This window comes from Streptomyces sp. NPDC054956 (assembly GCF_053609185.1).
Genome location: NZ_JBSGXB010000006.1, coordinates 12,200 through 38,347 on the forward strand (window position 1 = coordinate 12,200; position 26,148 = coordinate 38,347).

23 protein-coding genes are annotated in these 26,148 nt (G+C 72.4%); 15 read left to right on the forward strand and 8 right to left on the reverse strand.

Translation table 11 applies throughout. The annotated features are described in order from the left end of the window. Positions 1-58 precede the first annotated feature (58 nt). Together ACWGDE_RS02415 and ACWGDE_RS02420 are read right to left on the reverse strand one after the other, a co-directional pair. Positions 59-931 (reverse strand): MBL fold metallo-hydrolase, encoded by an 873-nt coding sequence (locus tag ACWGDE_RS02415; protein ID WP_453387092.1) that lies wholly within the window; start codon positions 929-931, stop codon positions 59-61. Then, entirely contained in the window at positions 928-1,806 is an 879-nt protein-coding gene (locus tag ACWGDE_RS02420; protein WP_453387093.1) for a helix-turn-helix transcriptional regulator, read from the reverse strand. The genes ACWGDE_RS02415 and ACWGDE_RS02420 overlap by 4 nt, the downstream gene beginning before the upstream one ends. Before the next feature lie 528 nt (positions 1,807-2,334). Between ACWGDE_RS02420 and ACWGDE_RS02425 the strand changes: the two genes are divergently transcribed. Both ACWGDE_RS02425 and ACWGDE_RS02430 read left to right on the forward strand, forming a co-directional pair. Next, positions 2,335-3,564 (forward strand): DUF1266 domain-containing protein, encoded by a 1,230-nt coding sequence (locus tag ACWGDE_RS02425; protein WP_453387094.1) that lies wholly within the window; start codon positions 2,335-2,337, stop codon positions 3,562-3,564. 62 nt (positions 3,565-3,626) lie between these two features. Continuing rightward, positions 3,627-4,055 carry a PPOX class F420-dependent oxidoreductase gene (locus ACWGDE_RS02430; protein WP_453387095.1) on the forward strand — a complete coding sequence of 143 codons (429 nt, stop codon included), beginning with the start codon at positions 3,627-3,629 and terminating at the stop codon, positions 4,053-4,055. A 42-nt stretch (positions 4,056-4,097) separates the two neighbouring features. Here the strand turns inward: ACWGDE_RS02430 and ACWGDE_RS02435 are convergent, their stop codons facing one another. The 5 genes from ACWGDE_RS02435 to pdhA form a co-directional block, all read right to left on the reverse strand. Next, on the reverse strand, positions 4,098-4,847 hold the full coding sequence (locus tag ACWGDE_RS02435; protein WP_453387096.1) for a hypothetical protein: 750 nt from the start codon (positions 4,845-4,847) through the stop codon (positions 4,098-4,100). A gap of 91 nt (positions 4,848-4,938) precedes the next feature. Then, complete coding sequence (locus tag ACWGDE_RS02440; protein WP_453387097.1) at positions 4,939-5,880, reverse strand: GNAT family N-acetyltransferase; 942 nt, start codon at positions 5,878-5,880, stop codon at positions 4,939-4,941. Positions 5,881-5,995: 115 nt separating this feature from the next. Next, positions 5,996-7,432, reverse strand: coding sequence for a dihydrolipoamide acetyltransferase family protein (locus tag ACWGDE_RS02445; protein ID WP_453387151.1), 1,437 nt, complete (start codon positions 7,430-7,432; stop codon positions 5,996-5,998). Between the two features lie 31 nt (positions 7,433-7,463). Next, positions 7,464-8,444 carry an alpha-ketoacid dehydrogenase subunit beta gene (locus ACWGDE_RS02450; protein WP_453387098.1) on the reverse strand — a complete coding sequence of 327 codons (981 nt, stop codon included), beginning with the start codon at positions 8,442-8,444 and terminating at the stop codon, positions 7,464-7,466. 5 nt (positions 8,445-8,449) lie between these two features. Continuing rightward, positions 8,450-9,658 carry a pyruvate dehydrogenase (acetyl-transferring) E1 component subunit alpha gene (gene pdhA / locus ACWGDE_RS02455; protein ID WP_453387099.1) on the reverse strand — a complete coding sequence of 403 codons (1,209 nt, stop codon included), beginning with the start codon at positions 9,656-9,658 and terminating at the stop codon, positions 8,450-8,452. Between the two features lie 545 nt (positions 9,659-10,203). Between pdhA and ACWGDE_RS02460 the strand changes: the two genes are divergently transcribed. Together ACWGDE_RS02460 and ACWGDE_RS02465 are read left to right on the forward strand one after the other, a co-directional pair. After that, the gene (locus ACWGDE_RS02460) at positions 10,204-10,875 is read left to right on the forward strand and encodes a response regulator (protein WP_453387100.1); all 672 of its coding nucleotides are present in this window, start codon (positions 10,204-10,206) and stop codon (positions 10,873-10,875) included. A gap of 140 nt (positions 10,876-11,015) precedes the next feature. Beyond that, the gene (locus tag ACWGDE_RS02465; RefSeq protein WP_453387101.1) at positions 11,016-11,432 is read left to right on the forward strand and encodes a pyridoxamine 5'-phosphate oxidase family protein; all 417 of its coding nucleotides are present in this window, start codon (positions 11,016-11,018) and stop codon (positions 11,430-11,432) included. 97 nt (positions 11,433-11,529) lie between these two features. Here ACWGDE_RS02465 and ACWGDE_RS02470 read toward each other — a convergent pair whose 3' ends face one another. Next, positions 11,530-13,089 carry a protein kinase domain-containing protein gene (locus ACWGDE_RS02470; protein WP_453387102.1) on the reverse strand — a complete coding sequence of 520 codons (1,560 nt, stop codon included), beginning with the start codon at positions 13,087-13,089 and terminating at the stop codon, positions 11,530-11,532. 227 nt (positions 13,090-13,316) lie between these two features. Between ACWGDE_RS02470 and ACWGDE_RS02475 the strand changes: the two genes are divergently transcribed. The 11 genes from ACWGDE_RS02475 (at position 13,317) to ACWGDE_RS02525 (ending at position 25,900) form a co-directional block, all read left to right on the forward strand. Beyond that, on the forward strand, positions 13,317-14,963 hold the full coding sequence (locus ACWGDE_RS02475) for a protein kinase domain-containing protein (protein ID WP_453387103.1): 1,647 nt from the start codon (positions 13,317-13,319) through the stop codon (positions 14,961-14,963). Positions 14,964-15,131: 168 nt separating this feature from the next. Continuing rightward, entirely contained in the window at positions 15,132-15,554 is a 423-nt protein-coding gene (locus ACWGDE_RS02480) for a hypothetical protein (RefSeq protein ID WP_453387104.1), read from the forward strand. Positions 15,555-15,723: 169 nt separating this feature from the next. Next, a complete protein-coding gene (locus tag ACWGDE_RS02485) occupies positions 15,724-16,140 on the forward strand; it encodes a hypothetical protein (protein WP_453387105.1) in 417 nt (138 codons plus the stop codon). Between the two features lie 73 nt (positions 16,141-16,213). Beyond that, positions 16,214-16,897, forward strand: a complete 684-nt coding sequence (locus ACWGDE_RS02490; protein ID WP_453387106.1) for a PadR family transcriptional regulator — start codon at positions 16,214-16,216, stop codon at positions 16,895-16,897. Between the two features lie 32 nt (positions 16,898-16,929). Further along, a complete protein-coding gene (locus ACWGDE_RS02495; RefSeq protein ID WP_453387107.1) occupies positions 16,930-17,661 on the forward strand; it encodes an ABC transporter ATP-binding protein in 732 nt (243 codons plus the stop codon). Next, positions 17,658-20,513 carry an FtsX-like permease family protein gene (locus ACWGDE_RS02500; RefSeq protein WP_453387108.1) on the forward strand — a complete coding sequence of 952 codons (2,856 nt, stop codon included), beginning with the start codon at positions 17,658-17,660 and terminating at the stop codon, positions 20,511-20,513. Before ACWGDE_RS02495 ends, ACWGDE_RS02500 begins: the two co-directional genes overlap by 4 nt. Positions 20,514-20,643: 130 nt before the next feature. Next, entirely contained in the window at positions 20,644-21,183 is a 540-nt protein-coding gene (locus ACWGDE_RS02505) for a bacterial proteasome activator family protein (protein WP_112446705.1), read from the forward strand. Between the two features lie 359 nt (positions 21,184-21,542). Further along, positions 21,543-22,478, forward strand: coding sequence for an NTP transferase domain-containing protein (locus ACWGDE_RS02510; RefSeq protein WP_453387109.1), 936 nt, complete (start codon positions 21,543-21,545; stop codon positions 22,476-22,478). Next, positions 22,475-23,794, forward strand: a complete 1,320-nt coding sequence (locus ACWGDE_RS02515; RefSeq protein ID WP_453387110.1) for a molybdopterin molybdotransferase MoeA — start codon at positions 22,475-22,477, stop codon at positions 23,792-23,794. The genes ACWGDE_RS02510 and ACWGDE_RS02515 overlap by 4 nt, the downstream gene beginning before the upstream one ends. Continuing rightward, positions 23,782-24,882 carry a potassium channel family protein gene (locus tag ACWGDE_RS02520; RefSeq protein WP_453387111.1) on the forward strand — a complete coding sequence of 367 codons (1,101 nt, stop codon included), beginning with the start codon at positions 23,782-23,784 and terminating at the stop codon, positions 24,880-24,882. Before ACWGDE_RS02515 ends, ACWGDE_RS02520 begins: the two co-directional genes overlap by 13 nt. Positions 24,883-24,922: 40 nt before the next feature. Continuing rightward, positions 24,923-25,900, forward strand: a complete 978-nt coding sequence (locus ACWGDE_RS02525; RefSeq protein WP_453387112.1) for an NAD(P)H-quinone oxidoreductase — start codon at positions 24,923-24,925, stop codon at positions 25,898-25,900. Positions 25,901-26,148 lie beyond the last annotated feature (248 nt).

The following is a 26,148-nucleotide window of genomic DNA, read 5'->3' on the forward strand; positions in this document are numbered from 1 at the left end:
ATTGGTCACGCCAACATATTGAGCGCGACAACGGGCCCGCGCGGCCCGTCGCGCGACGTCAGGGCAGCGTCCGCCAGCGCGGACCCGCGCCGTCCGCGACCAGTTCGCCGAAGACCGCGCCGGCGAAGTGCCCGCCGAACCCGTACGTGCCGGGCCGGCCCAGTTCCTCCAGGACCCGCCGGCGGCTGCGTACCGCCCCCGCCGGGTCGGTGTCCGAGGCCACCCGCCACTCGGGGTGCGCCACCTGGAGGGGAGAGTGCAGCACGTCCCCGAAGACGATCAGGCGGGAGCCGCCCGAGGCGATCTCGTACGAGGTGTGGCCGGGGGTGTGGCCCGGCGTCGCCAGGACCCGTACCCCGGGGAAGACCTCGTCCCCGTCCGCCGCGGTCACGATCCGGCCGCGCAGCGCCCGCGCGGCCGTCTCCGGCACCGGCCGGCCGCGCCACTCCCCCTCGGAGGCGATGAAGTCGGCGTTCTCCAGGAGCAGCCCCGGGCCGCCCGGAGCCTCTGCGAAGGCCCAGCCGACGTGGTCGTCGTGGAGGTGGGTGAAGGCGACCGCGTCGATGGAGGCGAAGCCGCGGCCCACCGCGGCCAGGCTGTCCGGGAGCAGCCCGCCCTCGATCCTGCCGAGCGGGGGGATCGTCCGGTCGGCCGGGATCCGGGCCGGGCCGAAGCCGGTGTCGATGAGCAGCGCCCGGTCCCCGTGCTCGACCAGCAGCGCGCCGATCGAGCCGGTCAGGAACCCCTCGTCGTCGAGGTGGGAGCCCTTGTCCTCCCAGTACGCGGCGGGCGCCTCCGGGAACCAGGCCCGCGGGTCGAGCTGCACGTGTCCGTCCGGCAGGTACGTCAGCCGGTGCTCGCCGAGCCGCAGGGAGGGCAGGGCCGTCAGCTCCCCGGCGGGGTGCGCGGCGGAGTCCGGTACGGGGGTCACTGCGCCTCCCGCAGCAGGCGCAGGCGGGCGCCGAGGCCCAGGTGGGAGATCCTGCGCACGGCCGACTCGGTCCCGGTGCCCGGAGCGGGCAGGAAGACGGTCATGCGCACGGCTATCCGGGGCGTGAAGTCGAGCGTCGCCCGGGTGAAGTGCAGTTCGCCGACCCCCGGATGGTGCAGGAACTCCGGCCCGCACGAGTCCTCGATCACCTCGTGCCGGTCCCACAGCTCCGCGAAGAAACCGCTGGCCTCGCTCAGCTCGTCGACGAGGTCCTGGATGCCGGTGTCGTCGGCGTGCTGGCCGGCCTGACTGCGGAAGCGCGCCACGACGGAGGGGGCGTCCTCCTCCCAGCGCGGATAGGACTCGCGCACCCGGCCGCTGAGGAAGAACTCCCGCAGCACGTTGTACGGGCCGTCCTCGATGCCCAGCAGGACCTGCGCCGCGTCGTTCGCGACGATGATGTTCCAGCGGTGGTCCGAGATGTACGCCGGGTTGGGCAGCCAGTTCTCGACGAAGGGCTGGAGCTCCACGGAGGCCGGGGCCGACTCCGGGAGCGGGTAGTTGGCCTGGATCCCGGCGAGGTGGCGCAGGTACACCCGCTGGTTGTCGTTGAGCTGCAGGACCCGGGCCACGGAGTCGAGGACCTCGCCCGACACGTTCTCGGCGCGGCCCTGTTCGATCCAGGTGTACCAGGAGACGCCCACCCCGGCGAGCAGCGCGACTTCCTCCCGGCGCAATCCCGGGGTCCGCCGCTTTCCGGCGTCCGGGAGCCCCACTTGGAACGGAGTGACTTCGGCCCGGCGCGCCATGAGGAATTTACCGAGTTCGACGAGATGGGGAGAAGTGACACGAGGTGAAGAAGAAACTTTCCTCATGGACGAACAAGCCTTCCTGTCGATGCATACCTTGCTCTTGGGTCATGGATCGCATTTCCGCAAGATTCAGCAACATCGGTCGAAAACGGGGAGACTGGCCGGATCCGACGGCGCCGAACGGACGCTCAGTCGACACTGGGCCACTACGTCGGCCATCGGACTCCTCACCGGTCGGCTGCCGTTACCTTCGGACACACCCCGAGGAACGACAGCAGCGAAAGTAACTAGCAGGGCTACCGGTTTGCCAATGTAATCTCTCTCGTCCTCGCGCGGCTCAAAACGTTGGCCGGATCTGCCCTGATTCCGGCCCCCAGGTGCTGGACCCCAGGGCAATTCAGTCTTCATCTATTGGCCGGAAGTCGCCGATCGTCCTGTGGGCCCCGGACGCCCCCGGCCCGGCCCCTGCGCCCGCGGGCAGCGGCGGGCCCCGGCACTCCGCGACACCCCGCTACGAGACTCCAACGAGCCGGACCTTCCTCCCCATTCCCCCCGGGAAGGGCTCGTCGGCGCCCCGTTAGGCTGACCCGCATGGATGGGTGGATAGCGCCGAGCTCCATCGAGCGGGAGCTCTACGGGGCCAAGACGCGCGGCGACTGGCCGGGATACCTCGACGCCCTGGCGCGCAGCGAGCTGTTCATGCCGCAGTTCCGCGCGCACGTCGACGCCGAGCCCACGCAGGCCCGCTTCCACCCCGCTCCCGACGGCCGCAGCCTGGCCGTCTACACGCGCGGCATGCTGCCCGTCCCCGACCCGCACACCGTGTACGTGCGCCAGTCCCTCGCCTGGTTCGCCGAGGCCTGGGACTCCGCGGACCCGCCCCACCTCGCCGTGAACCCCGGCTCCCCCGCCGAGGCCTACCTGACCACCACCCCCGCCGACCGGGCCCGCTGGCGCGCGCACTGGGACGCCGTCGCCCCGGCCTGGGGGCTCGCCTCCGGCGCCGTGCACACCCTGCACACCGGCGGGCCGCTGCACGGGCCCGTCGCGCACGGACTGGCCGTCGGGGCCCATCTCGCCGTCTCCAACGGGGAATTCTGGAACGCACTGGCCTACCACGGCAACGGCTACACCCGGGAGCGCGAACGCCTGCGCAAGGCCTGGGGCATCACCACCCCCGAGGGCTGGCACGACGTCCTGCGCCGGATGCTCGCCGCCGAGATCGTCAGCCCCGTCTGGGAGTTCGCGCTGCGGGTGCGCCGCGTCCTCGCCTCCGACTTCGCCGGCCCGGTCGACGTCGAGCACTGGCGGCACGCGGCGGCCTCCAGCCTGCGCCACAGCGCCGAGCGGGCCGCCGAACCGCAGCTCACCCCCGAGGGGGTCACCGTCGCCGAGCCCCGTCCCACCGCCGAGGTGGAGGGCGAGGTCGCCGGGGTGCAGCGGCTGATCGGCCGGATCGCCCGCTACGAGCAGCGCTTCCGCGCCGACGGGCTGCTCCCCGAAGGGGGCTGGGTCCGCTCCGTCGAGGGCTGGGACTACGGCCGGGCCTCGCAGATGGCCCGCTGGGGCGTGGGCACCCGCTACGGCACGCTCGCCGACGCCGAACGCGGCGTACTGCGCGCCGGGGAGGCGGCCCGCGGGACGTACCGCTCGTGGGAGGAGTTCTCCGCCGGGTACGCGCTGGGCCGGTGCCTGCACTTCGACGAGGAGGAGTTCGGGGAGTGGTACGCGGGGGCCCTGGCCACCCACCTCACCCTGACCACCGACCCGGCGGGCCCCTGGCGCAACATCCCCTGGCGGGAGCGGGCGGACTTGCCGTAATCGGCTCGGGGCGGCGGGAAATCCCGTACGGGTGCTCGTACCCGGCGATTACCGTGACGGGCATGACTCTCGAACTGAACGACACGGTACGCAAGTTGCTCGACGCCCCGCACCCGGCGGTGCTGGCGACGCTGAACGCCGACGGCAGCCCGCAGAGTTCGGTGGTGTGGGTGACCCGCGACGGGGACGACGTCCTGATCTCCACGGAGCGCGGGCGCGTCAAGGAGCGCAACATAGCGCGGGATTCCCGGATCGGCCTGACCGTCTTCGACCTGGCCAACCCCTACCTCTACGCCGAGATCCGCGGCACCGCCACCGTCACCGAGGACACCGGCCGGGCCGTCGCCGTGCGGATCGCGTCGGAGTACGTCGGCCCGGAGGCGGCCCGCGAGTACGCGGACGCCCCGGCCGAGCAGGTCCGCGTGGTCCTCCGCGTCACCCCGACGAAGGTCCTGGGCAACGCGGCGAAGGCCGGCGTGGATCGGGACTGATAATCCTGAACCGGGCTTCAGGCTGCCGGAATCCCCCACCGGCTACGGCAGCTGCGCCCGGATCCGCGACCACGCGTCGACCGTCCGCGCCAAGGGGTCGGTGGCGGCCAGGTGGGGGCGGGCCGGGGCCATGCACGGGATCAGGTTCTTGATGCGGCGCAGGCACAGGATGGCGGGGCGCGGCAGGTCCCGCCAGGCGCGGGCCTGCGCGGCCGCCTGGGCCGGCGTCAGCTCGAAGCGGGCCAGCACGTCGCGGCAGAGCGCGGCGGGGTCGCGGTCGGGGTCGCCCTGCGCGCCCGGGCCGAAGCGCTGGATCAAGTAGGAGCGTACGTACGGCTGTTCCTCGGGCCGGCCCGCCCGGTCGATCGCGGCCAGCGCGATCCGCCCCCAGCGCAGCCGCACCCCGTCGGGCAGGGCCTCGTCCTGCATCCTGGCGGTCGCCAGCGCCCGCAGCGGGCCCGGATGCGGCTCCTCCAGCAGCGAGGGCCCGGTGGCCAGCCACGCCTCCACTTCCGCCAGCGCGTGCCCCTCCGGCGGTACGTACGTCAGCACCTGCCCCCGGGCGAGCAGCGCGACCACCGCCCCCGTGAGGTGGGCCCGGCCCGTGTGCCCCGCGTCGAGGAACTCCACCGCGCGCCCGTACCGCTCGATGCGCCGCAGCCCGAGCCTGAGCTCCCCGACCGCGTAGACCTGCCCGGCCCGCGCGGCCCCGCCGACGCACCGCACCACGCACACGCCGCCCGTGGCATCGGCCGCCTCGACGGCATACACCTGCAACTCGGCGATGGACACCTGCCCCACCCCTCTCCCGGCCCGGGAGGCTACCGCCTCCCGGGGCCGGCGGGCGCCCCGTGTCCGCGAACGGACCGCCGGCCGGCCGGGGTCAGGAGTCCGAGGAGGGTTCCATGACCAGGCGGATCTCGGTGATCTCGTAGCCGGCGCGGGTGAAGGCGGCGGCCATCGGGGCGTTCACCGTGTCCGTGGTGGCGGTGATGCGGTCGGCGCCCTCTCCGGCGTGGAAGCGGGTGATCTCGGCGAGGATCTCGTCGATCAGGCCCTTGCCGCGCTGCTCGGGGACCACGCCGAGGTAGCCGACGTTGCGGTGGTACGGGGTCGCGGAGGGGATCGCCATGCCGGCGAGGGTGCCGTCCGGGAGCTCGGCCAGCCGCCACCAGGAGCGCTCTCCGGGGCAGTCGGTGTAGAACTCGATGTCGTCGCGCGCCAGTTCCTCGGCGTCGATCGTGCGCAGCTCGTTCTGCGTGTGCAGGTCCAGGCTGCCCTGCGAGAGGCGGACGAAGACGTCGAGGAACTCCTCGTCGGTGCCCTCGCGGAAGACGAGCCGGCCGGTGGGCTCCGCGGTCCCGGCGGCCGGGGTCCATTCGAAGCGCAGCCGTTCGATCTCGCGGCTCAGGCCGGCCTCGGCGGCGGCCTTCTGCCGCCAGGCGACGGCGTCGGCCAGGCCGTCCGGGCTGGTGCGCCAGTCGCGGGGCAGGGAGATGTTGTAGTCCGGGAACTTGCCGAAGGCGGCGTGCCCGGCGGCGAGCAGGCCGGCGGCGACGGCGGCCGGATCGGCGACGTTCTCGCGTACCTGGAGGCAGTCGAGCGCGACGGGACGTTCGCTGTCCGCGCGGCCCCACCACAGGGCGCGGGCCAGGATCTCGCCGTCCTCGTCCTCGGCGATCCAGGTCCACTCGGGGCGCATCCGGTTCGCCGCGAGCTCCTCGCGGATCTTCTCGGGGGTGAGGGCGGGGACGGGGCCGTCGGCCGGGTAGGCGAGGGCGCGGTCCAGGTCGGTGGGGTCTGCTGTGGCAGCGCGGAAGTGCATGGGCCGATGATCACACCGGATGGGGACGTTCCCCACAGCATTTCCGCACGTCAGAGGCGGTTCGATACGAAATCCCGGCCTCCGGGCGAGATGCCCGGAGGCCGGAACCGGGCCGTCAGGACCAGGTGATCAGACGGCGGGGGTGCTCCAGGACGGCGGCGATGTCCGCGAGGAAGCGGGAGCCGAGTTCGCCGTCGATGAGGCGGTGGTCGAAGGACAGCGCCAGGGTGGTGACCTGACGGGCCTTGACCTTGCCCTTGTGGACCCACGGCTGGAGCTTGATCGCGCCGACCGCGAGGATCGCGGACTCGCCGGGGTTCAGGATGGGCGTGCCGGTGTCGACGCCGAAGACGCCCACGTTGGTGATGGTGAGGGTGCCGTTCTGCATGTCGGCCGGGGAGGTCTTGCCCTCGCGGGCCGTGCCGACCAGCGCGGACAGTGCCTCGGACAGCTCGGGGAGCGTCTTGGCGTGGGCGTCCTTGATGTTCGGGACGATCAGACCCCGGGGCGTGGCCGCCGCGATGCCCAGGTTGACGTAGTGCTTGAGCACGATCTCCTGGTTCGCCTCGTCCCACGAGGCGTTGACCTCGGGATTGCGGCGGACGGCCACGAGGACGGCCTTGGCGATCAGGAGCAGCGGGTTGATCCGGAGCCCCGCGAGGTCCGGGTCCGCCTTGAGCTCCTGGACCAGCTTCATCGTGCGGGTCACGTCGAAGGTGATGAACTCGGTGACGTGCGGCGCGGTGAAGGCGGAGCCGACCATGGCCTGGGCGGTGACCTTGCGGACGCCCTTGACCGGGATACGGGTCTCCCGTGCGGCCGTCTCGGCCGCCGGGGCCGCCTGGACCGGAGCCGGGGCGGCCGCCTCGGCCGGAGCCGCCACCACGACCGGAGCCGGAGCCTGCGGGGCGATCGCCGCGGCGGCCGCCGCGTGGACGTCCTCGCGGGTCACGATCCCGCCGTCGCCTGTCGGGACCACGGTGGCCAGGTCGATGCCGAGGTCCTTGGCGAGCTTGCGCACCGGCGGCTTCGCCAGCGCCCTGGCACCGCCGGCGCCCGTGCCGTTCTGCGCCGGCACCACGACGGCGGGCGCGACGGGAGCGGCCGGGGCCGCGGGGGCCACCGGGGCCGCCTGGGCGACGCCGGTGCCGTTCTGCGCGGCGACCGCCGGCTGCGGCGCGGCCTTGCGCGGGCGGCGCTTCGTGGAGGCGGTGGAGACCCCGTAGCCGACCAGGACGGGCTGGCGGGCCTCGGGGGCGGCCGGGGCCTCCGGCGCCGCCTCGGCGGCCGCGGGGGCTGCGGCGACGGCCGCGGCCGGAGCCTCGTCCGCCGGACCGGTCTGCACGGAGATGATGACCTGGCCGACGTCGACGGTCACGCCCTCCTCGAAGAGGAGCGCGTGCACGACGCCGTCGAAGGGGATCGGCAGCTCGACGGCCGCCTTCGCCGTCTCGACCTCGCAGACGACCTGGCCGTCGGTGACGGTGTCACCGGGCTGGACGTACCACTTGAGGATCTCGGCCTCGGTGAGGCCCTCGCCCACATCGGGCATCTTGAATTCGCGGATGGTCACAGGGCTCTCCTCAGTACGCCAGCGAGCGGTCGACTGCGTCGAGCACCCTGTCCAGGCCCGGCAGGTACTCGTCCTCCAGGCGGGCCGGCGGATACGGGGCGTGGTAGCCGCCCACCCGCAGCACGGGGGCCTCCAGGTGGTAGAAGCACCGCTCCGTGATGCGAGCGGCGATCTCCGAACCCACGCCGAGGAACACCGGTGCCTCGTGGACGACCACGAGCCGGCGGGTGCGCTCCACCGAGGCCTGCAGCCCGTCGAAGTCGATCGGGGACATCGAGCGCAGGTCCACGACCTCCACCGACTTGCCCTCCTCGGCGGCGGCCGCGGCCGCCTCCAGGCACACCTTCACCATGGGGCCGTAGGCCGCCAGGGTGATGTCGGTGCCCGAGCGCGCCACCCGCGAGCCGTGCAGCGCGTCCGGGATGGCCTCGACGTCGACCTCGCCCTTGTCCCAGTAGCGGCGCTTCGGCTCGAAGAAGATCACCGGGTCGTCGCTGAGGATCGCCTGCTGGAGCATCCAGTAGGCGTCGCTGGCGTTGGACGGGGAGACCACCTTCAGGCCCGGGACGTGCGCGAACAGCGTCTCCGGGGACTCCGAGTGGTGCTCCACCGCGCCGATGCCGCCGGCGTAGGGGATGCGGATGACGACCGGCATCTTGATCTTGCCGAGCGAACGCGCGTGCATCTTGGCGAGCTGCGTGACGATCTGGTCGTACGCGGGGAAGACGAACCCGTCGAACTGGATCTCCACGACCGGCCGGTACCCGCGCAGGGCCAGGCCGATCGCGGTGCCGACGATGCCCGACTCGGCGAGCGGGGTGTCGATGACCCGCTCCTCGCCGAAGTCCTTCTGCAGTCCGTCGGTGATGCGGAAGACGCCGCCGAGCTTGCCGACGTCCTCACCCATGATCAGAACCTTCGGGTCCTGCTCCAGGGCCTTGCGGAGCGAATCGTTGAGCGCCTTCGCGATGGTGAGCTTCTGTACGGCCATGACGGTCACTCCCCGCCTTCGAAGGACGCGAGGTAGGCGGCGAACTGCGCGCGCTCCTCGTCGACGAGCGCGTGCCCGTCCGCGTAGACGTTCTCGAAGATCGCCATGGTGTCCGGGTCGGGCATCGAGCGCACGACCTCGCGCACCCGCTTGCCGAGTGCCTCGCTCTCCACCTCGAGCTGCTCGAAGTACGCCTCGTCGGCGCCCCCGGTGGCCAGCAGGTGGGCCTTCAGGCGCAGGATCGGGTCCTTGGCCTCCCAGGCCGCCGTCTCCTCGTCGCGCCGGTACTTCGTCGGGTCGTCGGAGGTGGTGTGCGCGCCCATGCGGTACGTGAACGCCTCGACCAGCGTGGGGCCCTCGCCCCGGCGGGCCCGCTCCAGCGCCCAGCGGGTCACCGCGAGGCAGGCCAGTACGTCGTTGCCGTCCACCCGGACGCCCGGGAAGCCGAAGCCCTGCGCGCGCTGGTAGAGCGGCACGCGCATCTGGCGCTCGGTCGGCTCGGAGATCGCCCACTGGTTGTTCTGGCAGAAGAACACCACGGGCGAGTTGTAGACGGCCGAGAAGGTGAAGGCCTCCGCGACGTCGCCCTGGCTGGACGCGCCGTCGCCGAAGTAGGCGATGACGGCCGAGTCGGCGCCGTCCTTGGCCACGCCCATGGCGTACCCGGTCGCGTGCAGCGTCTGGGAGCCGATGACGATCGTGTACAGGTGGAAGTTGTTGGTGGTCGGGTCCCAGCCACCGTGGTTCACGCCGCGGAACATGCCGAGGAGGTTGGTCGGGTCGACCCCGCGGCACCAGGCCACGCCGTGCTCGCGGTAGGTCGGGAAGACGTAGTCGTCGTCGCGCAGCGCCCGGCCGGAGCCGATCTGCGCGGCTTCCTGCCCGAGGAGCGAGGCCCACAGGCCCAGCTCGCCCTGGCGCTGCAGGGCGGTCGCCTCGCCGTCGAAACGGCGGGTCATGACCATGTCGCGGTACAGATCGCGCAGGTCGTCGGTGGTGATGTCGGCGACGAAGGGCGCGAATTCCGCGATGTCGGGATGGTCCGCGACCTCGACCCGCTCCCCTTCAGGCGTCAGCAGCTGTACGAGCTGGGGCTCGGCGTCATGCGTCTTCGCGGTGGCAGCGGCGGGCTTGGCGGCGCTTGCCGCGCCGGCCGGCCGCTTGGCGCCGCTGCTGCGTCGCGGCTTGCGCGCGGCAGTGCTCTCCACGGTCACGATTGCTCCTCCGTCGGTCCGGCACCCGGGTTCTCCGGGGTCCAGTGCGGCTCACCTGGATCTCCGCCCGCGCACGGGGTGGGTGCGCTTCGGGTGTGGGATTCAGGCGTGACAGGTGCCCCGGCGAGTGCCCTGCGCAATGCACGTTACCCAGTGCGTCGCATAACTGCGAAACCCCTCTTGACCTGCGATTTTGCTTGGATTTCCAAGTAAATCGACTGAAGCGGGAACAACCACTGGTCACAGCCTTGCAGGGGGCCGGAACAACGGCACGTTATCCCGGCCTTCACCGGCAGGGAAGAGTTTGAGTGTTTGAATCCTCGACCCCTTGTACGACGCGTGCGCGCCACGTGGTCCACCCCGACGGCGGCGACATGTCGCCTTGCTCCGATTGCGCCCGCTCCGCCCTCAAAAACGCCCCTTAGGGCAGTTCGACGCTAGGATGGACGCAGAAAGGGGCCATCTTCTTGACACGAGTGGCTCTTTTCTGCTGAGTCGCCGCCGGTGGTCATCCGGGGACGCACAACCACTCGGACGGGTAGTCGATGAGCGCACAAGACGGTCAGGCAAAGATCAAGGTTTTCCTCCTGGACGACCACGAGGTGGTCCGGCGGGGCGTACACGAGCTGCTGTCGATGGAAGCCGACATCGAGGTCGTCGGCGAGGCCGGAACGGCCGCCGACGCACTGGTCCGCATCCCCGCCACCCGCCCGGACGTGGCCGTGCTCGACGTCCGGCTGCCCGACGGCAGCGGCGTGGAGGTCTGCCGCGAGGTCCGCTCGCAGAACGAGGACATCAAGTGCCTGATGCTCACCTCGTTCGCCGACGACGAGGCCCTCTTCGACGCGATCATGGCCGGGGCCTCGGGCTACGTGCTCAAGGCGATCCGCGGCAATGAGCTGCTCAACGCCGTACGGGACGTCGCGGCCGGCAAGTCCCTGCTGGACCCCGTCGCCACCGCCCGGGTGCTGGAGCGGCTGCGCGACGGCAAGAACGGCAAGGGCGACGACCGGCTCTCCAACCTCACCGAGCAGGAGCGCAAGATCCTCGACCTGATCGGCGAGGGCCTGACGAACCGCGTGATCGGCGAGCGGCTGCACCTGGCCGAGAAGACCATCAAGAACTACGTCTCCAGCCTGCTCTCCAAGCTGGGCATGGAGCGCCGCTCGCAGGCCGCGGCGTACGTGGCCCGCCTGCAGGCGGAGAAGCGGAACTGAACCCTCCGCAGTAACGCAGCGTGACGCCCCGTGGCCGTGTAATTCCACGGGGCGTTCTGTTTAATTCAGGACCAACGTCCTCGATGTGCGGGGCGGGCTCCTCTTTTCCGGCACCGTGTCGGTACCGGACAGTGGGTGACATGTCCCCAGAGGAACTCCACGCCATCGAACTGCTGCGCCGGGTGCCGTACGGCCGAGTCGCCACCAGCATGCGCGCGCTGCCCTTCCTCGCCCTCGCCCGCCACATCGTGGTGAACGGCAAGGTCGTCCTGAGAATGCACGCCGGTTTCGGCTACCACCAGGCCTGCAATGGCAGCGTGGTCTCCTACGGCGCCGACAACTTCAATTCCCAGGACCCCCAGTTGTGGTCGGTGCAGTTCACGGGCACCGCCAACATCGTCGAACCCACCAATGCCGAACTGGAACTCTTCGGTCCCGGTCCGCACTTCGTGGACGGCGCGGTATTCGACCCCGTGTACATGCGGATCGAGCCCCAGCTCGTCACCGTGCACACCCTCGCGGGGAATCTGGACCGGCAGTACCAGCACGCGCTCTGAGGGACCTCGGTCCCGAAGCGGACGGCCCGGTGGCCACGTCATTGACGTGACCACCGGGCCGTTCGCATTACTCAGGGTTACCCGCCGGGGCCGCCGGTCAGTTGCCGTCGTTGCGCTCGGGGGTGGGAGTGGGAGTCGGCGTCGGGGTCGGCGTCGGCGTCGGGCTCGGCGACTTCGACTTCGACGGGGTCTGACTCGGGGTCTGCGACGGGGTGTACGACGGCGACCAGCTCGGCGTGTACTTGCTGCGGCTCGGCGACGGCGAGTTGTCGTACGTGTGCGACTGCTCCGACCGCGAGGGCGTGTTCGACGGGGACGGGCTGCTCGAGCCGCCGCTCGACGAGGGGGACGTGACCGGCGCGTTCTTGTTCGGGTCCTCGCCCTTGCCGCCGATCCCCTGCATCGCGTACGCCACGCCGCCCGCGACCGCGAGGACCGCGAGGACGGCGAACAGCCACAGCTTCCAGCGGCCGCCGCCGGGGCGGTCGTCGTAACCGTCGTAGCCGTCGTACCCGCCGTTGCCGCCGTGGCCGTTCCCGCCGCCGCCGGGGAACGCGGAGCCGTCGTCCGGATTCAGCGGCGGCACCATCGCCTGCTGGAACTGCGAGGTCGAGGCGTGCGCGCCGTACTGCGGCTGGCCGTGGCCGCCGCCGGGCATCGGCATCGCCGTGGTCTGCTGGGGGCCGCGACCGTGCGGCAGCGCCATGGTGACCGGGCCGGTGTTCCAGGTGCCGGTGTTCGGCCCCTGGTCGTGCAGCATCTGCAGGGCGTACTGGACCAGCCCGCGCATCTCCTCGGCGCTCTGGAACCGGTCGTCCGGGTCCTTGGCCAGCGAGCGCATGACGAGACCGTCGAGCTCCTGCGGGATGGAATGGCCCTCCGGCAGCTGCGAGGGCGGTACCGGCGCGTCCTGGACGTGCTGGTAGACCACCGACAGCGGGGTCTCCCCGGTGAACGGGGGCCGCAGCGCGAGGAGTTCGTAGAGCAGGCAGCCGGTCGCGTAGAGGTCGCTGCGGTGGTCCACGGCCTTGCCGAGGGCCTGTTCCGGCGACAGGTACTGCGGGGTGCCCATGACCATGCCGGTCTGAGTCATCGTCGACTGCGCGCCGTGCAGGGCGCGCGCGATGCCGAAGTCCATCACCTTGACCGCGCCCGTGTCCGTGATGATCACGTTGGCGGGCTTGATGTCCCGGTGCACGATGCCGTGCTGGTGCGAGTACGCGAGCGCCTCGAGCACGCCGGAGACGATGATCAGCGCCTGGTCGGGGCCCGGGGCCTCCGCGCTGATCAGCAGGTCGCGGATGGTGCGGCCCTCGACCAGCTCCATGACGATGTACGGAACGGTGCTGGGGCCGACCCGGTCCTCGCCCGAGTCGTACACGGCGACGACGGCGTGGTGGTTGAGGCCGGCGACCGACTGCGCCTCGCGCGTGAAGCGGGCCTTGGACACCGGGTCCTCGGCGAGGTCGGGGCGCAGGAGTTTGACGGCCACGGTCCGGCCCAGGCGCACGTCCTCGGCGGCGAACACCTCGGCCATGCCGCCGCGTCCCAGACGGTGGGTCAGCCGGTAACGGCCGTCTCCCACCAGGCCACCCGCGCCCCAGTGCTCAGGACCTTCGGCCATCCCGGCGCCGCTTCCCTCGGGTTCGGGTGCCATCAGTCCTCGCCGTCGTCTGTCTCGGCCGCCGCTCAGCGGTAGGTCCTCGTCGTGTGCTCCGATGAACGCTACAGCCTCGCAACCGGTCGCCGTTCGGACAAGGAGCCCGGGTGCACGTGTGGTCACGGAACGGGCACCCGGCTTGACGTGTGCTTGACCTCCGGCAGACTGAGCGCCACGCGCTCAGCCGGACGCGTGGGGACACATCCCGAGGGGAAGCAACAGTCATGAGCCAGGACGGCACTCAGGGCCAATACGCGGGCGGCTCTCTGGCCGGTGGCCGTTACCAGCTAAGGGATCTGCTCGGTGAGGGCGGAATGGCCTCCGTTTACCTCGCCTACGACTCCGCGCTCGACCGGCAGGTCGCGATCAAGACGCTGCACAGCGAGCTCGGACGCGAGCAGTCCTTCCGCGAGCGCTTCCGCCGCGAGGCGCAGGCTGTAGCGAAACTGTCGCACACGAACATCGTCTCGGTCTTCGACACCGGCGAGGGCGTGGTCACCTTCGCCGATCCCGGCAAGGACGACGGCGCGGTCATGCCGTACATCGTCATGGAGTTCGTCGAGGGCCAGCCGCTCGGCTCCGTCCTGGACGGCGACATCCGGCAGTACGGGGCCATGCCGGCCGACAAGGCGCTGAAGGTGACGGCCGACGTGCTGGCCGCCCTGGAGAGCAGCCACGAGATGGGGCTGGTCCACCGCGACATCAAGCCGGGCAACGTCATGATGACGCGCCGCGGCGTGGTCAAGGTGATGGACTTCGGCATCGCGCGGGCCATGCAGTCGGGGGTCACCTCGATGACGCAGACCGGCATGGTCGTCGGCACCCCGCAGTACCTCTCCCCCGAGCAGGCGCTCGGCCGGGCCGTGGACGCCCGCTCCGACCTGTACTCGGTCGGCATCATGCTCTTCGAGCTGCTGACCGGCCGGGTCCCCTTCGTCGCGGACTCGGCGCTGGGCATGGCCTACGCCCACGTGCAGGAGGAGCCGGTCGCCCCGTCCTCCATCAACCGCTCGGTGACCCCGGCGATGGACGCGCTGGTGGCGCGGGCCCTGAAGAAGAACCCGAACGAGCGTTTCCCCACGGCGGCGGCCATGCTCGACGAGGTCGCGCGGGTGATGGGCGCCGGGCAGACCGGGGCCCCGGTCATCGTCCCCGGCTCGCACCCGACCAACAGCGGCGCCGGGCTCGGCTCGGCCGTGTTCCCGCCGGTGGACTCCGGGGTCCAGGGGGCGCCGCAGTCGGTGCAGCAGCCGTACCAGGCCCACCAGACCCCGGCGCCCTCCCCGTACGCGCCGACCCCGCCGCCGGTACAGGGCTCGTACGGGTACCCGCATCAGCAGGCGCAGACGCCGGCTCCGCAGCCGTACGCGGCCCAGACGCCGCCGCCGTACACCATCGCGCCGCAGACCGCGCAGAGCCCGGCGCCGGCCGGGAAGAAGAACACCCCGGTCATCGTGGGCGCCATCGTGGTCGCGCTGGTGGCCATCGGCGGGCTGGTCGCCGTACTGAACATGGGCGACAAGGACAAGGACGAGGCCGGGCCGTCGAGCCCGAGCTCCTCGGCTTCCGCTTCGGCGAAGGGGCACAAGGGGCCGGACCTCTCGCGCACCATCGAGGACAAGAAGTGCAAGGAGCCCCAGAAGGCCTACAACGACGCCACCAAGGTGCGGGCGCCCGACTTCCGGTACATGAACCAGGTCTCGGTGAAGGCGTGCATCCGGGCCGGCGGCTGGAAGTACGACGAGAAGCCCAAGGACGAGGCGGTCTACGGCGAGGGGACCGTCATCGACCAGCAGCCGGCCGGCGGCACCGACATCGACCCGAAGAACACGACCTTCACCCTGTTCATCTCCACGGGCGACCCGGAGTGACGGGGGCCGGTGACGGCCGGTAGGTGACAGCGGGGGTGAGGGGCGCCGGTGACGGCCGGCCCGTCACCCCGGGCCGGTGACACGGAGTGGTGACGCGGGGTTCGCCCGGCGGGTTCCGGTTCTGGTACATACGCGCAGGACACACCCGCCGCACCCCCGGGAGTCCCCTTGCGCAACCTGCTCCGCGTCCTGACCGGCACCGCCGCCGCGGTGGCGGCCGGTCTGCTCGCCGTCTCGCCCGCCTCGGCGGCCGGTCCCTCCTCCAGCTGCGACACCACCGGCGCCTACGGCAGCGCCGACTGGGACTGGCTGGACGGCTCCTGGATCATCCACGTCACCCTCACGTCCGTGGACACGGCCGACGACGCCCGCGTCGCGGGGGTCCGGCTCTACACCCTGGACGCGGCCGGCCACTCGCACGAATGGCCATGGCGCTTCAACAAGGGCGGGGCCGGGTCCAGCCGCACCTGGAAGACGGACCTGCGGGACGAGCGGGGCATCGTGCGCGTCGGAGTGGAGGCCGCGGCGTTCAACGACGCGGGCTACCGGACCCTGTGCGGTTCCGGTTCCGTGCGCAACCCGTACCTCTGAGCGTCGGGCCCGACCGGGTCCTGCCGGGCCCGCACGGACCCGCACGGGCCCGCACGGACCCGCCCGAAGGGGCCGTCCCACCCGGCCGTCCCACCCGGCCGGCCCTACCCGGCGTCTCGTACGGCCCGTACGGGATGCCGGTTATGTCCTGTTATGCAAATCTGAGTGCGTGACATACGCCCGCGCGCTGCGCTGGACCGCCGGGGCAGCGATGGTGACCGCCACGCTGCTGATCACGGCGCCCGCACACGCCGCGTCCGCGGCCGACTCGGCGGGCCAGGTCTTCGAGGAACTCGCCGGGAGCCCCGCCGGCGCCGGCCGGGAACGGCCCGGGTTGCCGGTGGCCGAGCCCGCCAATCCCGAGGCCGTGCTCGTCTCGCACCCCGTCCCGGTGCGCCCGCGGACCGAGCCCGTCCAGGCCGAGCCCCTGATCCCGGCCGCGCCGGCGGTGGCCGGCTCGCTCGGCACCGAGCCGAACGAGCGCGCCGCCGATCTGGCCGCGCACATGGTGCCCCTCGGAACGGGATTCGCCCTGATGGGGACGGGTCTCGGCTTCATGGGAATGCGACTGCGCCGAGGGCGCTGAACCCCGCCTCCCCCTCATGACCTACGCCTCAGGGTGGTTGCGGCGACGGGCATACTCGGTATACATACTGAGTATGTCGATCCGCCACGGCCTTCTCGCCCTGCTGGAACGGGGCCCTCGGTACGGCTCTCAGCTACGTACCGAGTTCGAGTCCCGCACCGGTTCCACCTGGCCGCTCAACGTCGGGCAGGTGTACACCACCCTCGCGCGCCTGGAGCGCGACGGCCTCGTCGCCCCCGGCGGCGAGGACACGGCCGGGCACACCCTCTACGCCATCACCGAGACCGGCCGCTCCGAACTGCGCGAGTGGTTCGAGCGCCCCGTCGACCGGGCCAACCCGCCCCGCGACGAGCTCGCCATCAAGCTCGCCATGGCCGTCGGCGCCCCCGGCGTGAACATCCGCGCCGTCATCCAGTCCCAACGGCACGCCACCGTCCAGGCCATGCAGGACTACACCCGGCTCAAGGCGCAGGCGATCACCGCCATCGAGACGGGGCGCGGCAGCGAACGCGACGACATCGCCTGGCTGCTCGTCCTGGAACAGCTGATCTTCCAGACCGAGGCCGAGGCCCGCTGGCTCGACCACTGCGAGTCCCGGCTCGTACGGCTCTCCGCCAACCGGGAGCTCGCGCCGGCCGAGGCCGAGCCGCCCGAGGGCCACGGCCCGGGCCTTCCCACCGGCGCCGGCGCCACCGCCATCCCGACCACGACCACCGACCGGCCTCTGCCCCGTACCGCCCGCACGCGGCGGGGCTGAACAACCGCTCCACGTCCCAGGGGGGACCCTCCATGCCCGACCAGCCCGTATTGCAGCTGGACCAGCTCGTCCGCACCCACGGAAGCGGCGCCACCGAGGTGCACGCCCTGCGCGGGATCAACCTCAGCGTGTACCCCGGCGAACTCGTCGCCGTCATGGGCCCCTCCGGGTCCGGCAAGTCCACGCTGCTGACCCTCGCCGGCGGACTCGACATCCCGAGCAGCGGCAAGGTGATCGTCGAAGGCACCGACATCACCACCGCGAGCCGCAAGCAGCTCGCCGCCCTGCGCCGCCGCAGCATCGGGTACGTCTTCCAGGACTACAACCTGATCCCGGCCCTGACCGCGGCCGAGAACGTCGCCCTGCCGCTCGAACTCGACGGCGTCTCCGCCCGCAAGGCCCGCGGCTCCGCGCTCGCGGCCCTGGAGGAGATGAACCTCGGGCAGCTCGCCGACCGCTTCCCCGACGAGATGTCCGGCGGCCAGCAGCAGCGCGTCGCCATCGCCCGCGCCCTCGTGGGCGACCGCCGCCTGGTCCTCGCCGACGAGCCGACCGGCGCCCTCGACTCCGAGACGGGTGAATCCGTGCTCGCCCTGCTGCGCTCGCGCTGCGAGGCCGGTGCGGCCGGAATCCTGGTCACGCACGAGCCGCGCTTCGCGGCCTGGGCCGACCGCGTGGTGTTCCTGCGCGACGGCAGCGTCGTCGACGAGACCCTGCGCAGCCACGCCGACTCGCTGCTCACCGGGCAGGCGGCCGCTCAGTGATCTCTTCGTACCATTCCTGGATCGCGGCCATCCGGATAGCCCGCCGCGACGCCTGGCGCTCCAAGGGCCGCAGCGCCCTCGTCCTCTCCATGATCGCCCTGCCGATCGTCGGCGTGAGCGCCGTCGACCTCACCATCCGCAGCTCGCAGCTCTCCCCCGAGCAGAGCATCGAACGCGTACTCGGCGCCGCCGACGCCAAGGTGACCGACCCCGAGATGGGCACGGCCCTCTACCAGACCCCCGACGCCAAGAACTACGCCCCGGTCGGCGGCTTCGACAAGTACCAGCCGAGCGGCAAGGGACGGCAGGAAGGGGCCCTCAAGCCCGGGCCCGAAGTCCCCGCCGGAGCCCAGGTCGTCAAGGACACCAAGTCCTACGCGAAGGTCCGCACCCGGTTCGGGATCCTGGACTCCGAGCTCCGGGAAGTGGACGCGGCCAGCCCGCTGGTCAAGGGCCTGCTGACGCTCGACCGCGGCCGGCTGCCGCAGGCGGCGGGCGAGGTCATGGCCACCAACGCCTTCCTGGAGGAGTCCGGTTACTTCCTCGGCTCCAGCGTGACCCCGCGCGAGTCCACGACCTCGTACAAGATCGTCGGCACCTACGAGATGCCCGGCGCGCTGAACCAGCTGCAGCTCATCGCCCCGCCCGGCACCCTGCTCGCCCCGCTCGACCGGGACTTGAAGGCCGTCGGCAACCCGGGCGTGCACACCCAGGACGCGTACCTGGTGAAGGCCGGCAGCGAAGGTTTCACGTGGAACATGGTCAAGGAGGCCAACACCAAGGGTCTCGTCGTCGAATCGCGCGTCGTCGTGCTGCACCCGCCGGCCGACTCCGACGTGCCGTACTACAAGGAGCAGCCGAAGGACCAGTGGCGGTCCGGCGGCCTCATCGGAGCCACCGAACTCGCCATCCTCTCCACCGTCGTCGGCCTCGCCATGCTGGAGATCTGCCTGCTGGCCGGACCCGCCTTCGCGGTCGGCGCCCGGCGCTCGCGCCGCCAGCTCGGCCTGGTCGGCGCCAACGGCGGTGACCGGCGGCACATCCGGGCCATCGTGCTCTCCGGCGGCCTCGTCATCGGCGCCGTGGCCGCCGTCACCGGCACCGCCATCGGCGTGGCCCTCACCGTGGGTCTGCGGCCGGTGCTGGAAGACGTGATCGGCCAGCGCTTCGGCGGGTTCAACGTCCGCCCGCTGGAACTCCTCGCCATCGGCCTGCTCGCCGTGCTGACCGGGCTGCTGGCCGCCATCGTCCCGGCCGTCACCGCCTCGCGGCAGACCGTGCTCGCCTCCCTCACCGGCCGCCGCGGCGTGCGCCGGGCCAACCGGGTGCTGCCCGTCCTCGGCCTGCTCGCCATCGCGGGCGGCGCCGCCATCGCCCTGTTCGGCTCCGTGTCGGAGATGGGCTCCACCGTCGTCGCCGGCGGCAGCGCCATCGCCGAGCTCGGCGTCGTCGCCCTCACCCCCACCCTGGTCGGCCTGTTCGGGCGGACCGGCCGGTGGCTGCCGCTGTCGCCGCGGCTCGCGCTGCGCGACGCCGTCCGCAACCGCGGGCGTACGGCGCCCGCCGTGGCCGCCGTCCTGGCCGCCGTCGCCGGCACCGTCGCGGTCGCCACGTACCAGCACAGCAAGGAGATCCAGGCACGGCACGAGTACATCGCCGACCTGCCCTTCGGGGCCGGGCGGATCGAGACCAACGAGAACTCCGCGTTCCGTGACGTCGGCGCCATGCGCGAGGCCCTGTCGAAGGAACTCCCGGTGGCCGTACGGGCCGACGTGGACCGCCTCGTCGTCGGCAAGCCGGGCTGCTCCGGGTACTCCGCCAGCGCGGAGTGCGGGCGCGCCGAGATCATCATCCCGAAGGACCAGCGCTGCCCCCTCTACACGGCCAAGAACGGCCCCAGTTCCTTCACCCTGGAACAGCGCAAGGAACTGCGCAACGACTGGCGGTGCAAGGAGCAGCGCTTCGGCATCCGGACCCCCCTGGTCGTCGCCGACGAGAAGCTGCTCGGCGTCCTGGACGTCGAGGAGCCGGCCGCGGCGGCCGCGCTGAAGGCGGGCAAGGCCGTCTCCTTCAAGAAGCAGAACGTGCTCGACGACAAGGTCACCGTCCGGCTGATCATGGGCCGGGAGGAGCCCGCCCCCGAGGAGTACCTCCCCGGTGAGCCGGAGCCCGGCCAGGACAAGGTCTTCGCCGCGTACCAGGTGCCCGAGTCCGTGAAGGGCTACGGCCTGGATCTGGTGCTGCCGCCCTCGGCGGTGAAGAACGCGGGCATCGCCACCGCCCCCATCGGCTCGTACTTCACCCTGGACGGCGAGGCGAGCTCCGAGCAGCGGCAGCGGCTGGAGGGCGCCCTCGACAAGATGGGCCTGGACGCGAGCGTGAAGATCGAGAAGGGCTACCAGGGCAACGACAGCCTGGTCATGCTGGCCCTGACCGTCTTCGCGGGCCTGGTCACCATCGGTGCGGCCGGCATCGCCACGGGCCTGGCCCAGGCGGACGCCGAGGGCGACCTGAAGACCCTGGCGGCGGTCGGCGCTCCGCCCCGGGTACGGCGCACGCTCAGCGGCTTCCAGTGCGGGGTGGTCGCCCTGATGGGCGTCGTCCTCGGCTCGGCGGCCGGCATCCTGCCCGCGGTCGGACTGCGGCTCGCCGAACGGCGCGCCATGGCCGACATGATCCGGCGGGGCATCGAGAACGGCTACTCGGCGGCCTCGGAGACCGTGCCGTACATGCCGATCGCGGTGCCGTGGGCGACGCTCGCCGGACTGCTGATCGCGGTCCCGCTGGGCGCGGCCCTGCTGGCGGCCCTGGTCACCCGTTCGAGCGGGGCACTGGCCCGGCGCGAGGTCTGACGGCCGACGGCCGCCCGCGCTCCGGCACGGGTGGTACACGGGCGGCGCATTGGTGCCCCCGCACAGGGTGGATCACGCCTGTGCGGGGGCACACCGTGTGAATACGAAGGTGTGCGAGAGAATGACGGCTATGGAGATGCCGAGGAGTGAACGGTCGCAGGACAGCCCCCCGCACGGCCTGATCGTGGGGCAGGACGGGATGCCGGTCGGCGGCGCCGATGACGAGTCGCGCGAGGTCCCGGTGACGGAGATGGTCGAACAGCCCGCCAAGGTCATGCGGATCGGCAGCATGATCAAGCAACTCCTGGAAGAGGTACGCGCCGCACCTCTGGACGAGGCCAGCCGGGTCCGTCTCAAGGACATCCACGCGGCGTCGGTCAAGGAGCTGGAGGACGGCCTGGCTCCCGAGCTCGTCGAGGAACTGGAGCGGCTCTCCCTGCCCTTCACCGAGGAGGCGATCCCCTCCGAGGCGGAACTCCGGATCGCTCAGGCCCAGTTGGTGGGCTGGCTCGAGGGCCTGTTCCACGGCATCCAGACGGCCCTGTTCGCGCAGCAGATGGCGGCGCGGGCCCAACTGGAACAGATGCGCCGCGCCCTGCCTCCGGGCTCCTCCCACGAGGACGACGAGGACGGCCCCCACGGCGCGGTCCGCTCGGGCCCGTACCTCTAGGCCGCACGCGCAGCCAGGCCTCCGGGGCCGCCCGCACCCTCAGGGTCCCGGGCGGCCCCGGAGCCGTTTCCGATCCGCCCGGGGGCGAAGCCCTGCGGGGGCTCTCCCCCCCCCTTCCCGAAACCGGGGCAAGCCCCGGACCCCGTACGTGCGCTGTGCGCCCGTGCCCTCAGCCGCCGGGCGGGCTGGATGTATCCAGCCCCGCCGGCGTTCGAGGCGCGGGTCCGGGCGGAGCCCGGGGAACGGGCGAAGGGCGGGTAGGGGACTTCGCCCCGCGCAGCGGCGGCCTCACAGCGGGGGGCTAAAGGCCGGGTAAATGCCGGAACCCATCCGCAACAAGGCCACCGCATACTCGGGGCATGACCTACGACGCCATCGTCCTGGCCGGCGGCGCCGCGCAGCGACTCGGCGGGGCCGACAAGCCCGGCCTCCTCGTCGGCGGCCGCCCCCTCCTCGACCGCGTCCTGGACGCCTGCGCCGACGCGGCCACCACCGTCGTCGTCGGCGGCCGAAGGCCGACCGCCCGACCCGTGAGCTGGGCCCGCGAGGAACCCCCCGGCGGCGGCCCGCTCGCCGCGCTGGACGCCGGACTGCGCCACACCACGGCCGCGCGGGTCCTCGTACTCTCCGCCGATCTTCCGTTCCTGGACCGCGACACGGTCCGGGCCCTGCTCGACGCGCCCGGCGGCGACGGAGCCCTGCTCCGGGATGCGGACGGCCGCGACCAGCCCCTCGTCGCCGCGTACCGCGCCGAACCGCTGCGCAGGGAAATCGCCCTGCTGGCCGCCGAACACGGCTCCGTGACCGGCCTCCCGCTGCGCGCCGTCACCGCCGAACTCGACCTCGGCCGCGTCACGGCGGCTGCGCCACTCGCCTCCTTCGACTGCGACACCTGGGACGATCTCGCCGCCGCCCGCGCCCGGATCAGAGAGCATGGAACCGTGCTGGAATCATGGATCACCGCCGCCAAGACCGAGCTGGGCATCGACGTCGACGTCGACACCAAGACCCTGCTCGACCTCGCCCGTGACGCCGCCCACGGCGTCGCCCGGCCCGCCGCCCCGCTGACCACCTTCCTGGTCGGCTACGCGGCGGCCCGCGCCGAAGCCGCCGGCGCCGACCCCGCCGAAGCCGTTGCCGAGGCCTCCCGCAAGGCCGCCGACCTGGCCCTGCGCTGGGCCGCGGAAGCCGCCGAGACCGCCGGCGCCACCGCCACCGACGGCGACGGCACCGCAGGAACCGCAGGAACCACAGGCACCGCAGGCACCACCGCCGAAGAAACCGGATCCGGATGACCGCCGACACCGATGCCGACGCGGACAGCACCGCCGCCGACCGCGCCCTCGACCAGGCCCTCGCCCTGGTCAGCCGCAACCCCGACGGCGGCGGCCACCGCGCCGCGCCCTGGCTCCGGGCCCGGCAGACCGCCGTCCGCGCCGGGACCGCCGCGCCGGTCCGCAGCCACCGGGTCCCCCTGGCCGCCGCGCTCGGCGAGGTGCTCGACGAACCGCTGGCCGCCCTCGGCGACCTGCCCCCCTTCGACACCTCCGCCATGGACGGCTGGGCCGTCGCCGGCCCCGGCCCCTGGACGGTCCGCCCCGGCGGCAGCGCCCTGGCCGGCTCCGAACGCCCCGCGCCCCTCGCGGACGGCGAGGCCGTACGGATCGCCACCGGCGCCCGCGTCCCCGCCGACACCACGGCCGTGATCCGCAGCGAGCACTCCCGGGAGGCCGGCAGCCAGCTGTACGCCGACCGGCCCGTCGCCACCGGCCAGGACATCCGCCCGCGCGGCCAGGAGTGCCGCTCCGGCGACCTCCTGCTGCCCTCCGGCTCCCTGGTCACCCCCGCCGTCCTCGGACTGGCCGCGGCCGCCGGGTACGACGAGCTCTCCACCCGGCCCCGGCCGCGCGTGGAGATCCTGGTGCTCGGCGACGAGCTGCTCACCGAAGGCCGCCCGCGCGACGGCCTCATCCGCGACGCGCTGAGCCCCATGCTGGGCCCCTGGCTGACCCGCCTGGGCGCCGAAGTGGTCTCCGTACGGCGGCTCGGCGACGACCCCGCGGGTGCCGAGGAGCTGCTGCGGGCCGTCACCTCCTCCACCGCCGATCTGCTCCTCACCACCGGCGGCACCGCCTCCGGCCCCGTCGACCACGTCCACCCCGTACTGGAGAAGGCCGGGGCCGAGCTGCTCGTCGACGGGGTCGCCGTACGCCCCGGACACCCGATGCTCCTCGCCCGCCTCGGCGGCGGTGCCCGCGGCCAGGGCCCGCTCCGCCATCTGGTGGGCCTGCCCGGCAACCCGCTCGCCGCCGTGTCCGGACTGCTGACCCTCGCCGAACCGCTGCTGCGCGCCCTCGCCGGCCGCGGCGCCCGCCCGCGCTACGCGGTGCCCGTGCAGGGCGACGTACCGGGCCACCCGCACGACACCCGGCTCGTGCCGGTCCGGCTGACCGACGAGCACGCCGTGCCGCTGCGCTACAACGGCCCGGCGATGCTGCGCGGGGTGGCCGCCGCCGACGGGCTGGCCGTCGTACCGCCGCACGGGGCCCGGTCCGGACAGGACCTGGAGATCCTCGACCTGCCCTGGGCTTCGGGGGGATGTTTCACGTGAAACTTCACGGGTCCGACGCGATGGCCCGCGGCGCCGACGAGAAGCTCGTCTCGCGCCGCATCAAACTGCCCAAGCGCGTCGTGGAGAAACCGCTCCGGCAGGTCTCCCGGCGGCTGCTGATGGCGCTGTTCGTGATGTGCCTGACGGTCCTGATCGTGTGGATCGACCGCGACGGCTACCACGACAACGCCAACGACAAGGTCGACTTCCTCGACTGCGTCTACTACGCGACCGTCACCCTGTCGACGACCGGCTACGGCGACATCGTCCCGTACAGCGACAGCGCGCGGCTGGTCAACGTCCTGCTCATCACGCCGCTCCGCGTCCTGTTCCTGATCATCCTGGTCGGAACCACCCTGGAAGTGCTCACCGAGCGCACCAGGGAGGAGTGGCGGCTCAACCGCTGGAGGAAGAACTTGCGCGACCACACGGTCGTCGTCGGCTTCGGCACGAAGGGTCGCTCGGCCCTCCAGACGCTGCTGGCCACCGGTCTCCAGAAGGAGCAGGTCGTCATCGTCGACCCCAGCGCCAAGGTGATCGACATCGCCAGCGCGGAAGGGTTCACGGGGGTCGTCGGCGACGCCACGCGCTCCGAAGTACTGCTGCGCGCCGAACTGCAGAAGGCCCGTCAGATCGTGATCGCAACGCAGCGGGACGACACGGCGGTACTGGTCACCCTGACGGCCCGCCAGCTCAACCGCGGGGCGAAGATCGTGGCGGCCGTCCGGGAAGAGGAGAACGCGCCGCTGCTGCGGCAGTCGGGCGCGGACGCCGTCATCACCAGCGCCAGCGCCGCGGGCCGGCTGCTCGGCCTCTCCGTCCTGAGCCCCAGCGCGGGAACCGTGATGGAGGACCTGATCCAGCAGGGCAGCGGACTCGACCTGATCGAGCGGCCGGTCAACAAGTCGGAGGTCGGCAAGTCCGTCCGGGACACCGACGACCTGGTCGTCAGCGTCCTGCGCGGCCACCGCCTGCTCCCGTACGACGATCCGCACGCGAGCCCGCTCCAGCTGACGGACCGTCTCATCACCATCGTCCGCGCGGCGCCGCCGAGTTCCCCGCCCGTGATACTCGGATCGGCGGAGTAGCTCCGGCCCTCCCCGGCCCTCCGGGCGATAGCCTCCGGCCATGCATGCGATCACCATCGAACAGCCCGGCGGTCCCGACGCCCTGGTGTGGGGCGAAGCGCCCGATCCGGTGGCCGGGGACGGCGAAGTCCTCGTCGAGGTCGCGGCCAGTGCCGTGAACCGTGCCGACGTCCTGCAGCGGCAGGGCTTCTACAACCCGCCGCCCGGGGCCTCGCCCCATCCCGGCCTGGAGTGCTCCGGGCGGATCTCCGCGATCGGCCCCGGGGTCTCCGGCTGGTCGGTCGGAGACGAGGTGTGCGCGCTGCTCGCCGGCGGCGGGTACGCGCAGAAGGTGGCCGTCCCGGCGGGCCAGCTGCTGCCGGTGCCGGCGGGCGTGGACCTGGTGACGGCGGCGGCGCTCCCGGAGGTCGTCTCGACGGTCTGGTCCAACGTGTTCATGGTCGCGGGCCTGCGCCCCGGCGAGACCCTGCTGGTGCACGGCGGATCGAGCGGCATCGGGACCATGGCGATCCAGCTGGCCAAGGCGGTCGGCGCGCGGGTCGCGGTGACGGCGGGCGGCAAGGAGAAGCTGGCCCGCTGCGCGGAGCTGGGCGCGGACGTCCTGATCGACTACCGCGAGCAGGACTTCGTGGAGGAGATCCGGGCGGCCACCGGCGGCGCGGGGGCCGACGTGATCGTGGACATCATGGGAGCCAAGTACCTGACCCGGAACGTGGACGCGCTGGCCGTGAACGGCCGCCTCGCGATCATCGGACTCCAGGGCGGGATCAAGGCCGAGCTCAACCTGTCCACGCTGCTGTCGAAGCGGGCCGCGATCACCGCGACCACGCTGCGGGCGCGGCCGCTGGAGGAGAAGGCCGCCATCGTCGCGGCCGTACGGGAGCACGTGTGGCCCCTGGTCGAGGCGGGCCGGATCCACCCGGTGGTCCACGCGACCTTCCCCATGGACCAGGCGCCCGAGGCCCACCGCGTCCTGGAATCGAGCACCCACGTGGGCAAGCTCCTGCTCACCACCTGACCGGCGGTTGGGCGGGGGTTGCCGCTGCGCGGGGCCCGGGCTGCGCCCGGCCCCCTGGGGCTCCGCCCCGGACCCCGCGCCTCAAACGCCGGCGGGGCTGGATACGTCCAGCCCGCCCGGCGTTTGAGGGCACGGGCGCGGAGCGCACGTACGGGGCCCGGGGCGGAGCCGAACCCAGCCCCGCCGGCGTTTGAGGCGCGGGTCCGGGCGGAGCCCGGCTTCGGGAAGGGGCGGGGTGGGGAAGAAGC